This is a genomic window from Citricoccus sp., assembly GCF_032154715.1.
GTDB lineage: Bacteria > Actinomycetota > Actinomycetes > Actinomycetales > Micrococcaceae > Citricoccus.
This window is the reverse complement of sequence record NZ_JALDXU010000019.1, coordinates 1-12,442: the sequence shown is the minus strand read 5'-3', so window position 1 is coordinate 12,442 and position 12,442 is coordinate 1. Positions and strand designations below refer to the sequence as shown.

Genomic DNA, 12,442 nt, shown 5'->3' with positions numbered 1-12,442 from the left:
CGGCTAGCGAGGGGCGTGGCCGGACTTCCGCTCCTGCAGCCAGGCGGTGACCTCTTGCTCGGTGATGCCCCGATCTTCCCAGTCCCGGTACCAGGCCGGCTTGAGTGCACGGGGCAGCCGGTGGCTGGTCCACACGGCGGCCACCAGGCTGGCGATCAGGCCCACCGTCAGTGCGAGCGACCACCCCCCGGGGGCCGAGCCGGTGCCACCGGCCGCGAGGATGAGGCCCCCGAAGACGGCCACGAACAGCACGCCGGTCCCCGCCAGGGCCATGGGCAGCAGCGCCCAATACCGTCCCGTCAGGGTCAGCGGCGGCCGGACCAGCACCCAGCTCCGGAACCGTCCGCTGTAGGACAGCCACGCCGTCAGCAGGAAACCTACCCCGACCAGGGCCACCACGGCGCCCACCACCACACCCGTCGTCAGATCAGACACGACTGCTCCCCTCGCTCCCCTACGATCACGCCTGGACGGCGGACCGTTCCAGCCCCTCGGGCGCCAGCCGGACCAAGAGGTCACGGTACACGTTCCGGGTGGCGGTGGCCTCCAGGATGATGCCCTCCCCGGTGGCGACCATGCGGTACTGGCCGTGGATCCCCGCTCGCAGGTAGGTGACCGGCGCACGGTCATCGGCAGGCTGCACGGTCCAGACCAGCCAGGGCTCCTCCCAGACGCGGACGAGTTCCGGGCTGGAGGCCTCTGGAGGAGCTGTCCGCGCGTCGATACGGGCCAGCACGGCGTCCCGGTCCAGCGGCGCGGCACCGACGTCGAGGCCCCACGCCGGGGACAAGCCCAGCCAGGCAACCACATCATGGGTGGCCTCGGCCTGGTCCAACAGTTCCGGACGCAGTGCGCCGACGGGAGCGTCGTTGTCGGCCGCGGTCGTCAACGAGGGGCCGGCCAGCACGAGCGCCTCATCCCGGGACCCGAACCACATCTGGTACATCGAGTTCCGCGCTTCGGTCTGAGCGGTGATCCGGAACGAGGCCGTGGTCTGGCGCCAGGCGGCGGTGAACACAGCGCCCTGCTCGGTCAACCGGCCCTCGGACTCAGCCAGACCCTGAGCCACCAGCCGGTCCAACTCCGGTCCCGCAGCCCCGATCTCCAACCGGCCCAGGCCGCCGGTGATCCGGACACCGTCGGCATCCTGAGCCACGGAAGTGGTGGCGGACAACCGCTCGAGCAATCTGACCTCCTCGGCTCCCAGCCACGGAGCGGCACTGCGGTAGGGCTGGCGTTCAGCCAACTGACCCAGCCGCTCCAGGGGGCGCTGCCCGCGCACCGAGGCGAACTCCTCCAGTGCGGGTTCGCGGTCCGGCGTGAAGGCGAACTCTGGGCCGGCGCACTCGTTCAGGCCCGCCGGGTCCACGGCGACACTCTCGGCGATGCGCCGGAAGCTGGCATCCCACTCGGCCATCTCAGCCTCGGCGCAGGACAGGGTCAGCACCACGGCCGCCCCGGAAAGCAGGAAGGCATACTGCACGACGTGCACCAGGTGACGGTCCGCTGCATAGGTGTACTCCAGCCTGCGGCCGGAGAGTCCTCCGTGGCGGACGGGATCCAGCTCGTCGACGGCCAGGACCTGCGGCATCGCCTGGATAACCGTGACCGCGGCCATCAGTACGGTGGACAGCTGGGGCACCGTTCCCTCGAAGCGGTTCGAGGTCAGGACGGCGTTGGCCGTGAATCCGCCGCCTCCGCCGCCGATAGTGCCAACAGACAGATCGGTCCACACACCATGGATGCCGGGGGCCGTACTGAAGCCCTCCAAAACGGTCCACCGTTCCGGCAGTCTCAGCGACAACCCACCGGCTTGATGATCGGTCCAAGGTCCCCCCGCGGGTCCGGGTGGAACATTTCTCTGGCCCATGTCACACTCCTCCGCCACGGCGATGTCCTTTCCGGTTCTTCCGTGCCGCGATGATCTCGCGGATCTCGGCATCGGTCCTCCCCCGATCTTCCCACTCGCGGTACCAGGCCGGCTTCAGGGCACCCGGCAACCAATGGCTGAGGACGAAGGTGGCCACGAAGGCCACGGCAACCACGGCTAACCACACTGTGTCTGCGAGCGGTGACCGTGATTCCGGATTGGGCAGGGATATCGTGAACCACACATGCACCCCGCTGTACATCACGGCCGCGCCGAGCACCACTAGGGGAAACAGGGACCACAACGGCCCGAAGGGTGCCCCGACGGGACGGAACAACATCCACTTCAGATACTTGCCCCGGTAGGAGACCACTGAAATGACGATCAGGCAGGCCCCGGAGATGATCAGGAACAAGCCCACCGCTGCCGCCTCGAGGTCCATGTCCACCGTCCTTACAGAGTCCGTGTCCTGCAGTGCGGGCCACCCGATTCGAGAGCGACTCAGCCCCACAGACTATTCCATGCGTTGCCGATGGATTCTCCGATTCCCTCGCCGTCGAGCAGATTGTCGACCGAGTTGCCTAGCCATTCGCCGCCGATCCCACCGACAATGCCGCCGACGACGCCACCTATGACGGTGCCCACGCCCGGGAAGATCAAGGTGCCGATCGCGGCACCCCCCGCCGCCCCACCCAGGCCGCCGAGGAATCCGCCGCCGGCTCCCAGCGCTGCGGACTGGGCGGCGCTGCCCCACTGCTCCCCCGTGCTCATGTCGGGGTTCTCCAAGAGGTCCTGATTCCACTCCTCCGTCCCGTTGCCCCAGACGGAGAGTCCGATGTCCAACGAACTCAGGAAGTTGCCCCCGATTTTGGCCCAGCGTGGCGGTTCGCCCACTGGCGTCCTGTTGCTCGCCAAGTCCACCGTCGTCACATCCACCCTCGTCCGATGCTCCGTCACGCTCTGCTCAACGGACAGCTCCGAGTAGGAGAGCCTCGAGCCGTCGGCCATCTGGATCTCCAGATGGAAGGCCGAAACCCGCGTCTCGATGGTGACGCTCTCGAGGATCTCGAATGAGTACTGGTCCACCCTCAGCCGGTCCAGCAGCTCCTGTGTGGCACTGCTGACGGCGCCTGTCGAGGGGTGCCCTGCACCTCCTGGCCCGGGTGCCGCGGGGTTGGCCGCCTTGATGGACTCGGCGCAGGTCTGTTCCAACTCCAGCAGCAGGTCGGCCACGGCGTTGACCTCGGTCTGTGCGGCCTGTTCTTTGTTCTCCCGGTGGTTAGGGTCCTCCGGGGTGGACTCTGCCCAGCACATCTGGGCCTGGCCAACCGCGGCGTCGTAGCGCGACTTGAGTGCATCGATCCCGTCGCAGTAGTCCGCGAGCGCCTGCTCGATGGCCTGCGTGGACAGGCTGACACCGTCGCCGTAGTCCAGCATCACCTCCAGGGCATTGACCATCTGCTCCTGGCCCGTGGGGCTGATGATGGCAGCGTCGATCGGGGTCCAGGCATTGCGGGTGTCGATGCAATTCTGGTCCACGTCGTCACCCACCGTCTTGATCTGCGTGGCGTCGGAACGCAGCGCGGAGGTATCCGGGAGTTCCGGCAGCCCGGAGAGGTCAACCGCCATCAGCTGGCCTCCTCGTCACTCGTCACCACGTCGTCCATGGCGTTCCGGGCGTCTACGGCCATGGTCTCCGAGCCGTTCACCCAGGCGTTGATGATCTTCTGGCCCTCGTTGCCCACATTCAGGCCGCGCCACTTGGCCAGCGTGATGAGCTTGCCGATGTACTCGTCGTGCGTGGACTGCAGGGCTCCGGTGATCAGGGCCGACTTGCAGGTACCGATCGCCGCCTCGAAGGCGCTGCCCGCCGAGGTCTCCAGGCCGTCGAAGTCGTTGGCCTGCTCCAGCGTGTTGTCCACCACGGTCTGCGCGGTCCCCTCGTGCACCGTCCAATCCGGAATCGCCACGTTGTCCTCACTGTTCCGATGTCCGGGGCGAAGCCCCCGCTCCTGGCCCCGGGCAGCGGTCTTGCTCGGGTCAGTACGAACTTTATGGGCCCCCGATCCCTCGCCGCCACCGGCGGGCATGGGGAGTTCTCCCCATGCCCGCCAGGATGATTGTGCTCCTGGACCGCCCCCTCCACGGTCCGTCGGCGTGACCGGTGCACCGGACTCGGGTAGAACTAAGGCATGAACGTTCGCACCCCCGACCCGAATCCCGGGTGGCTGTCGGAAGAGGAACTGTACGAGGCCCGCCGCCGCCTGCCCATGGTCTACGTGGAGGCCCTGCCGGTCCGCCTGGACCCCCTCGGATACGTGTCGGAGATCGGCCTGCTGTACCTGGCCGACGGTGACGGCCACTTGCGCCGTACCCTGGTCTCCGGCCGGGTGCAGTACCGGGAGACCGTGCGCGCCGCCCTGATGCGCCATCTGGAGAAGGACCTGGGCCCGCTCGCCCTGCCGCAGCTGCCGCCGTCCATCACCCCGTTCACGGTGGCCGAGTACTTCCCGAGCCCCTCCGAGACCGGACTGACGGACGACCGCCAGCACGCCGTGGCCCTGGCGTACCTGGTCCCCGTGACGGGTGAGTGCCAACCCCGCGGCGACGCCCTCGAGCTGTCCTGGGTGACTCCGGAGGAGGCAGTCAGCGAGGCGATCCAGTCCGAGTTCATCGGGGGCCGCGGGAACCTGGTGCGCCAGGCGCTCGCCCACGTGGGCTGGGGGCGTTGAGCCATGACCGCCCCGCACCCCCAGAACAAGGGGACGCAAGACGCCGCGGGGGACTACCTGCGCTCCGTCAAGGCCCAGCAGGTCGGCCCGGGCGACCGGTTCCTGACCCGTCAGGGTGAGCCGTCGGCCCCCGTGTCCCAGATCCGCACCACCCGCGACGACTTCGGCACCCCGGCCCTCGTGGTCGCCACGCTCTCCGATGGCCGCGAGGTGCGCATCGCCTACGGCTCCACAATCCGCGTGCGCACGCACCGGCCGGCACCGAACCTGGACGTCAGCACGGACCTCTCCCCTGTGGAGGAGGGCAGCCCGGAAGCCACGGTCGTGGAGGTTGCCCAGCTGCACCCGGACAACCAGCACGTGCTGGCCGTGGCCTCGAAGCTGTCCCGGGGCATCAACCTGCGCTCGGGCGCCCAGCTCGAGGACATCGACACGCTGGCCCGGCACCTGTTCATCGACCTGGACGACCCCGACGGCGCCCTGCGGCTGACGACCCTGTTGACCCAGCTGCCCTATGACGGGGCGATGGGCCGGTGGAAGTCCATCGAGTCCTCCCTCGCCCTGGCCGCCACCATCCACTTCCACCGCGGCGAGGAGGCGGAGGGCCGGGCGGCCGGTGACCGCCTGGCCGAGCCGGACCGGGACGAAGAGGATCCGATCCGCGCCCAGCGGGCCGCCGAGATCCGCCAGCGGCAGATGAACGAGCCGAACCTCTACGACCGTGAGGTGCTGCGCGCCGAGGCCAACGGTGATCCGGTCGGCGAACGCGGTTGGCGCGAGTCCCGGCTCGCCACGCTGATGTACCTGCGGGCCCGTGGTGGCTCGGAGACCTTCACGGAAGAGGAGCTGGACCGGCGCGTGCGCCGTGAGGTCGCGTCGTTACGCACCCTGGCGGAGACGCTGGCCTCCGAGGACTGAGCCGCCGGAAGAACGGGACAGCCCTAGCCGAGCTGGTTCTTGATGGCCACGCGTTCCTTCTGCAGCCTGCGTACCCGGTGACCGAGCTTGACGAGCCGCACGGAGCCGAAGAGCCCCATGACGAGTACGCCCGCGATCGCCGCGAACAGCATCGCGATACCCAGGGGCAGGCTGAACGTCCAGCCGAAGTAGGCGAAGTCCGCCTCCACGTTGTTCTGGAGGATGAAGATCAGCAACAGCACGAGCACCACGGCCCCGAGGATCAGGGCGATCCAGGTGCCTCCACTGACGCCGGTGCGGCTGGGTTGGTCCAGCGAGGCGTCGATGGCCCCGCGGGGTACCGTCCCACCCGCCGCGCCCCGTTCCCGGCCCTCGGTGACCTCCGGAGCGTCCACGGGATCGGCCTCGGTCTCGTAGTCCAGCTCGACCTCGCCCCGCGACACCGGTTCCACGGCACCCGAGGTGGTGCCCAGCGGCTCGCCCGCGGCCGGATTCGCCACAGGATCGACGGGATTCTGGGTGGAGGCTGTCTCGGGACGCTGCTCGCCTCGAAAGGAATCGGGTCTACGGTCCATGTCAGATCTCCCTCTCGTTACCGCCTGGTCCAGGTCAAGCTACTGCCGATCACTCTTCCACTCAACTCCGTCGGTGCGCCACCCCGGGCGGATGATCGGCCCCGGACCAGAGGCCCTCGGAACACCAGCACCGTGCTGCCGCACCGGCCCCCCTCATGCTCCGGTGGTCATGCTTCTCTCCCGTGATACATACCATGGAGGGCAGACTCTCGACCGAAGGAACCCCGCCCACCGTGACCTATCAGACGTCCCCCCACAACCCAGCGCACGCCCCGGCCTCCCCGCGGGACTTCTCCTTCGCCGTCGGCTCCCGCCTGACCGGACCGGACGGGCAACCGCGACCGGGCCGCACCGGGACCATCACCACCCCGCACGGGGCCATCCAGACGCCGGCGTTCATCCCGGTGGCCACCCAGGCCACCGTGAAGGCCGTGCTGCCCGAGGCCATGGCGGACCTCGGTGCGCAGGCCCTGCTGGCCAACGCCTACCACTTGTACCTGCAGCCGGGAGCGGATCTGCTGGACGAGGCCGGCGGTCTGGGACCGTTCATGAACTGGCACGGGCCGACGTTCACGGATTCCGGCGGCTTCCAGGTGATGAGCCTCGGCTCCGGGTTCAAGAAGGTCATCGACATGGCCGGGCCGAAGGCCCCCTCCGGTCAGGGTGCCGATGACGCCGTGGCGCCGGGCAAGGAGCGTCTGGCCAACGTGGACGAGGACGGGGTCTGGTTCAAGTCCCACCTCAACGGGGACCAGCACCGGTTCACCCCGGAGGTCTCCGTGGGCATCCAGCACCAGCTCGGCGCGGACATCATGTTCGCCTTCGACGAGCTCACCACCCTGCACAACTCCCGCGGCTACCAGGAGGAGGCATTGGAACGCACCCGCCGTTGGGCCCAGCGCTGCCTCGACGAGCACGCCCGCCTGACCGGCGAGCGCGCGGCCAAGCCCTACCAGGCCCTGTTCGGGGTCATCCAGGGGGCCCAGTACGAGGACCTGCGGCGCCAGGCCTGTGGCGACCTGGCCGGCATGCGCACGGGCTTCCCCGACGCCGGCGCCCACGGCAGCACCGGTCAGCCACTCGAGCACGGCTTCGACGGCTATGGGATCGGGGGGGCCCTGGAGAAGGAGAACCTGGGCACGATCGTCCGGTGGTGCGCCGAGGAACTGCCGGAGGACAAGCCACGGCACCTGCTGGGCATCTCCGAACCGGATGACCTGTTCACCTCCGTGGAGAACGGAGCGGACACCTTCGACTGCGTCTCCCCCACCCGTGTGGCCCGCACCGGTGCCTTCTACACCGCCGACGGCCGCTTCAACCTGCCCGGGGCCAGGTACAAGCGCGACTTCTCCCCCCTGGAGGAGGGCTGCGACTGCTATACCTGCGCCCACTACACGCGGGCCTACATCCATCACCTCATCAAGGCCAAGGAGATGGTGGCGCACACGTTGATCTCCGTCCACAACGAGCGCTTCACCGTGCGCCTGGTGGACCGGATGCGCGTCTCCATCCAGGACGGCACGTTCTGGGACCTGAAGGACGAGGTGCTGGGCCGCTACTACGCCCCGAAGGCCTGACGGGCCGTCACGCCAGGAGCGCGTCCAGGACCGTGGACCAGTCCCGTTCGGCGGTCCGGGCCGCCTCCGCGGCTGGCAGGTCCGCACCGGAGGGCACGTGCAGGTAGCCACGCACCACGGACATCCGGGACTCGCCGTACTGCATGGTGCCGAACTCGTAGACGCCCGGCGCGGCTCCGGCCGCCCCGGCAGTCCCCTCGCTCACGCGCAGCACCACCGAGTCCTGCTGGGTCGGCCCCTCCCCGGCCGGTCCTCCGCTCGCCTCGATCACCGTGCCGGTCACCGCGAGATTCTGCCCACCGGCCTCGGCGCCGGCGGTGGCCTGCTGCCCGACGACGGCCCCGTCCAGTCCCAGCAGCACCGTCAGCCGGTGCCCCGCCGGGACCTCGCGCATCACCAGGGCCTGGGCGGTGTCCCGCCCGGCGAAGTGGGCGTGGAACTCGGTGAGCAGCCGCAGCGCGGACCGCCAGCCGGGCAGCGTGCCCTCGATGTCCTCTCCCCAGGCCTCCGCCTCGGTGGCCACGCCGCTGGTGAGCCGGACGAGGGTGGCCGGCGGGCCGTCGTCGGGCACGGGTTCCAGGGTGATCTCGGTGGTCCAGTCCGGGACCGGGGTGCCGTCCCCCATCCAGTCCGGTTCCACGTACGCATAGCGGTGGGGAGGATCCCAGGCGGTGATGGTGCCCTCGGAGTCGCCGAAGTCGCCATGGTGGGTCACCAGGGAGCCGCCGACGCGGGGCTCCAGCTCGGCCTCGACGAACCAGCGCCGGTAGCCGGGGCCGGTGGCGACCGATTCCCACACCTCCTCGGCGGGGCCGGGCACGGTCACCTCCACGATGGCGAGACAGCCCTGCCCCTTCCTCTCGATACGGGCGGTGGGTTCACCGCTGGCTTCCGGAAGTCCCTGTGTTTCGCTCATGAGCCCAGCGTGCCACCCGGGGCGTACAGTGCTCCACGGTAGAGGACCGACCAACCCCTGGAGGAACTGCATGAACACCGGTGAGATCCGCCCCGTCCCCACCCCCGAACACCACACCCCCTACGTGGCGGCGGCGGACCGCTATGAGTCCACCGGCTACCGCCGGGTCGGCGCCACGGGACCCGCGCTGCCCCCGATCAGCCTGGGACTGTGGTGGAACTTCGGGGACAACCGCCCCTTCTCCACGCAGCGCGAGATCCTGACCCACGCCTTCGACCGCGGCATCACCCACTTCGACCTGGCCAATAACTACGGGCCGCCCGCCGGGTCCGCCGAGGAGAACTTCGGCCGAGTCCTGGCGAAGGACCTGGGCCGCTACCGGGACGAACTGATCATCTCCTCGAAGGCGGGCTGGAACATGTGGCCGGGGCCGTACGGCAACCTGGGTTCCCGCAAGTACATCCTGGCCTCCGCCGAGGCCTCCCTGCAGCGGATGGGCCTGGACTACGTGGACCTGTTCTACTCCCACCGCGCGGATGCGGAGACGCCCCTGGAGGAGACCATCGGCGCCCTGCACAGCCTGGTCACCCAGGGCAAGGCGCTCTACGTGGGCCTGTCCTCCTACTCGCCCGAGCGCACGGTCGAGGCCCAGCGCATCGCCCGGGACCTGGGCACTCCCCTGGTGATCCACCAGCCCGCCTACTCCCTGCTCAACCGCTGGGTGGAGGACGGCCTCCTGCAGACCCTGCAGGAGCAGGGCATGGGGTCCATCGCCTTCACCCCGCTGGCCCAGGGCCTGCTGACGGACAAGTACCTGCACGACGACGGCGCCGTCCCCTCCGGCGGCCGCACCTCCCTGTCCGGTCACCTCACCGAGGAGAACCTCGCCACCGCCCGGGCGCTGAACGAGGTCGCCGGCGAGCGCGGTCAGTCCCTGGCCCAGCTGGCCATCGCCTGGCTGCTGCGCGAGGGCGGGGTCACCTCGGTGCTGCTGGGTGCTTCCTCGACCGGCCAGCTGGACGAGAACCTGGGCGCCCTGGCCAATAGGGCGTTCACGGACGAGGAGTTGGCGCGCATCGATGCGATCACCGGCCGCGAGTCCACCATCGACATCTGGAACGTCTCCGCCCGGATCGACTGACCCTCCCCCCGCCACACACACCCATCGAGGTCGCACGAATGACCCCCGGATGGTCCGGAAACGCACCAATTCGTGCGACCTCGATGGAGGGGGGTGTCAGCGAGAGGAAGAGACCGAGGTGGCGAGGGCCCGGAGGGAGGTCAGCAGGGTCTTCGTGTAGCCGTGCTCCGGGTCCTCGAACACCTGGTCGGCGTCTCCGTGCTCCACGGCCACCCCGTCCTTCATGACCAGGATCTCGTCGCTCAGGTGGTGGATGACACCCAGGTCGTGGGAGATGAACAGGTAGGTCATGCCCAGCGTCTCCTGCAGTTCGGAGAGCAGGTCCAGCACCTGGGCCTGGACGGAGACGTCCAGGGCGGAGACGGCCTCGTCCAGCACCACGACCTTCGGCTCCGGGGCCAGGGCCCGGGCGATCGAGAGCCGCTGCCGCTGCCCGCCGGAGAGCCGCAGCGGGTGCTTGGCCAGGTGCTCCGGGGCCAGGCCGACCACCCGGGCCAGCTGCGCCGCCCGCTCGGACTGCTCCTGCCGGTAGGCCCGCCGCGCCCGCCCGGAGGCGAACGCCCGGGGGACCGCGCCGGCGTCGAGCGCGTCGGTGAGGATCCGCTCACCGCTCCACCGTGGGTCGAAGGAGCTCAGCGGATCCTGGTAGACCACGGTCACCTCCCGGCGGCGGGGCCTCCTCCCGGCCAGGGACAGCTCGCTCCAGGGCTGGCCGTCCAGCAGGACGGTGCCCGCGTCCGGGGTGATGAAGCCCAGCGCCATGGAGGCCGTGGTGGACTTCCCGGAGCCGGACTCCCCCACGATCCCGAGGGTCCGTCCGGCGTGGACGTCGAAGGAGACGTCCCGCACCACGGTGCGGTCCCGGCCGTCCGGCCCCCGGTAGGACTTGGTCAGCCTGCGGGCGGACAGCACGGCGGGCGCCTCAGCCGCCGGGAGGGTGGCCTCGGAGGCCGCGGCGCGCTCGAGCGCCCGGAGCCGACCGTCCTCGGTGAGGTACTCGCCGCGGGTGTGCCCGGACGGCACGGCGTCCAGCAGCTGGCGGGTGTAGGGGTGCTGCGGGTTCTCCAGGACCTCGGCCGCGGTCCCGGACTCCACGATCCAGCCGCCCTGCATCACCACCACACGGTCGGCCAGCCGTCCCACCACCGAGAAGTCATGGCTGATCAGCAGGATCGCGGTGCCGTCCGCCTTGCGCTGGGCCAGCAGGTCCAGGACCTGGGCCTGGACGGTGACGTCGAGGGCCGTGGTCGGTTCGTCGGCCACCACCAGGGACGGGTGGTTGGCGATGGCGGAGGCGATCAGGGCGCGCTGGCGCAGGCCCCCGGAGAGCTGGTCCGGGCGCTGGCCCGCCACCAGGTGTGGGTCCGGGACACCGACCTCCGCGAGCAGCTGTTCCACCCGGGTGGTCCGCTCCGCACGGTCCCGCACGCCGTGCAGGCGCAGCGATTCGCCGATCTCCGCTCCCACGGTGCGCAGCGGGTCGAGGGAGACGAGGGCGTCCTGCAGGATGAAGCCGATGTCCTTGCCGCGGACGGACCCCCAGTCCGTGTCCTTCAGCGTCCGGATGTCCCGGCCCAGCGCGGTGGCCGTGTCCGCCCGCACGTGGGAGTCGGGACCGGTCAGGCCGATGAGGGTCCGTGCGGTGACGGACTTGCCCGAGCCCGATTCGCCGATGATCGCCACGCACTCCCCGGGCAGGATCTGCACGGAGACGTCATGGACCACGTGGCTGCGGCGGCCGTGGGAGTCCGAGAACCAGACGTTGAGGTTCTCCAACTCGGCCAGGGGGCGGGGAGCTGATCCGGCGGTGCCGGCCTCGCGGGCCGAGTCCGTCAGGAGGGGCGTGGCGGTGTCGGTCAGGGTGGTCATCAGCGTTCTCCTTCTAGGGTGGACTCCACGAACTTGCCGAGGACGGTGGCGGTCAGGGCCGTGGCCAGCACGGCCAGGCCCGGGATGATCTCCAGCCACCAGGCCTCGATGATGTAGGGACGGCCGGCCTCCAGCAGGGCACCCCACTCGGGCGAGGGCGGGGCCACGCCGAAGCCGAGGAACGCCAGGCCGGAGGCCCAGACGATGGACTGGCCGATGCCGAGGGTCAGGACCGCCAGCAGGGGCCGCAGGGCGTTCGGCAGGATGTGCTGCGTCAGGACCCGGCCCGGGTGGTGCCCCAGGGCCTGCGCCGCCTGCACGTACCCGGACCGGCGGACACTCATCACCTGGGCGCGGACCAGCCGTGCGTAGCCGGGGGCGATCCCGAGCCCGACGGCGAGGATCAGGGTCTGGACCGAGGGCCCGTAGACGGCGATGAACACCATGGCCAGCAGCAGGATCGGGAAGGCGAAGAGGACCTCGATCCCCCGGCCGATGACGGCGTCCGCCCAGCGTCCGCCCAGGGCGGCCCAGGAGCCGAAGACCACGGCGAGTCCGACGCCCACGGCCGCGGCGCCCAGTCCGATCAGGAGGGACTGGGCCGTGCCGTGGACGATCCTCGAGTACAGGTCCCGTCCCGACTGGTCGGTGCCGAACCAGTGCTCCCAGCTGGGCGGGGCCAGCGGGGCCTCCAGGGTGATGGCCCGCGGGTCATGGGTGGCCAGGGCGCCGGGCGCGAATGCGGCGAGGACGAGCAGCCCCGCGAACAGGCCGGCAATCCACACGGTGGCCGGAACCCGCCGCCAGGCCGCGGACGACGCCGGCCCCGCCGGGTGGGGTGCGG

13 protein-coding genes are annotated in these 12,442 nt (G+C 70.1%); 4 read left to right on the top strand and 9 right to left on the bottom strand.

Translation table 11 applies throughout. The features are described from left to right. Positions 1-3 precede the first annotated feature (3 nt). The 5 genes from RUH65_RS05245 to RUH65_RS05225 all read right to left on the bottom strand — a co-directional run bounded on the left by RUH65_RS05245 (position 4) and on the right by RUH65_RS05225 (position 3,840). On the bottom strand, positions 4-435 hold the full coding sequence (locus tag RUH65_RS05245; RefSeq protein WP_313816200.1) for a hypothetical protein: 432 nt from the start codon (positions 433-435) through the stop codon (positions 4-6). Between the two features lie 25 nt (positions 436-460). Next, on the bottom strand, positions 461-1,735 hold the full coding sequence (locus tag RUH65_RS05240; RefSeq protein WP_313816199.1) for a hypothetical protein: 1,275 nt from the start codon (positions 1,733-1,735) through the stop codon (positions 461-463). A 136-nt stretch (positions 1,736-1,871) separates the two neighbouring features. Next, positions 1,872-2,312, bottom strand: coding sequence for a hypothetical protein (locus RUH65_RS05235; RefSeq protein ID WP_313816198.1), 441 nt, complete (start codon positions 2,310-2,312; stop codon positions 1,872-1,874). 59 nt (positions 2,313-2,371) lie between these two features. Further along, the gene (locus tag RUH65_RS05230; protein ID WP_313816197.1) at positions 2,372-3,499 is read right to left on the bottom strand and encodes a hypothetical protein; all 1,128 of its coding nucleotides are present in this window, start codon (positions 3,497-3,499) and stop codon (positions 2,372-2,374) included. Further along, positions 3,499-3,840, bottom strand: coding sequence for a DUF6507 family protein (locus RUH65_RS05225; RefSeq protein WP_313816196.1), 342 nt, complete (start codon positions 3,838-3,840; stop codon positions 3,499-3,501). Before RUH65_RS05225 ends, RUH65_RS05230 begins: the two co-directional genes overlap by 1 nt. 222 nt (positions 3,841-4,062) lie before the next feature. Between RUH65_RS05225 and RUH65_RS05220 the strand changes: the two genes are divergently transcribed. Together RUH65_RS05220 and RUH65_RS05215 are read left to right on the top strand one after the other, a co-directional pair. Beyond that, positions 4,063-4,602: an NUDIX hydrolase family protein gene (locus RUH65_RS05220; protein ID WP_313816195.1), complete on the top strand. Its 540-nt coding sequence runs from the start codon at positions 4,063-4,065 to the stop codon at positions 4,600-4,602. Between the two features lie 3 nt (positions 4,603-4,605). Then, positions 4,606-5,520 carry a DUF6707 family protein gene (locus RUH65_RS05215; RefSeq protein WP_313816194.1) on the top strand — a complete coding sequence of 305 codons (915 nt, stop codon included), beginning with the start codon at positions 4,606-4,608 and terminating at the stop codon, positions 5,518-5,520. 23 nt (positions 5,521-5,543) lie between these two features. Here the strand turns inward: RUH65_RS05215 and RUH65_RS05210 are convergent, their stop codons facing one another. Next, on the bottom strand, positions 5,544-6,095 hold the full coding sequence (locus RUH65_RS05210; protein ID WP_313816193.1) for a LapA family protein: 552 nt from the start codon (positions 6,093-6,095) through the stop codon (positions 5,544-5,546). A 194-nt stretch (positions 6,096-6,289) separates the two neighbouring features. Here RUH65_RS05210 and tgt point away from each other — a divergent pair, with 194 nt between their 5' ends. Beyond that, positions 6,290-7,672 (top strand): tRNA guanosine(34) transglycosylase Tgt, encoded by a 1,383-nt coding sequence (tgt, locus tag RUH65_RS05205; protein WP_396179644.1) that lies wholly within the window; start codon positions 6,290-6,292, stop codon positions 7,670-7,672. A gap of 7 nt (positions 7,673-7,679) precedes the next feature. Here the strand turns inward: tgt and RUH65_RS05200 are convergent, their stop codons facing one another. Beyond that, positions 7,680-8,588: an SRPBCC domain-containing protein gene (locus RUH65_RS05200; RefSeq protein ID WP_313816191.1), complete on the bottom strand. Its 909-nt coding sequence runs from the start codon at positions 8,586-8,588 to the stop codon at positions 7,680-7,682. 70 nt (positions 8,589-8,658) lie between these two features. Between RUH65_RS05200 and RUH65_RS05195 the strand changes: the two genes are divergently transcribed. Beyond that, positions 8,659-9,729: an aldo/keto reductase gene (locus RUH65_RS05195; RefSeq protein ID WP_313816190.1), complete on the top strand. Its 1,071-nt coding sequence runs from the start codon at positions 8,659-8,661 to the stop codon at positions 9,727-9,729. Between the two features lie 96 nt (positions 9,730-9,825). Here RUH65_RS05195 and RUH65_RS05190 read toward each other — a convergent pair whose 3' ends face one another. Both RUH65_RS05190 and RUH65_RS05185 read right to left on the bottom strand, forming a co-directional pair. After that, positions 9,826-11,598, bottom strand: a complete 1,773-nt coding sequence (locus RUH65_RS05190; protein ID WP_313816189.1) for an ABC transporter ATP-binding protein — start codon at positions 11,596-11,598, stop codon at positions 9,826-9,828. Further along, the coding region (locus RUH65_RS05185) for an ABC transporter permease (protein WP_313816188.1) at positions 11,598-12,442 on the bottom strand (845 nt) is incomplete at its 5' end. The genes RUH65_RS05185 and RUH65_RS05190, both read right to left, overlap by 1 nt.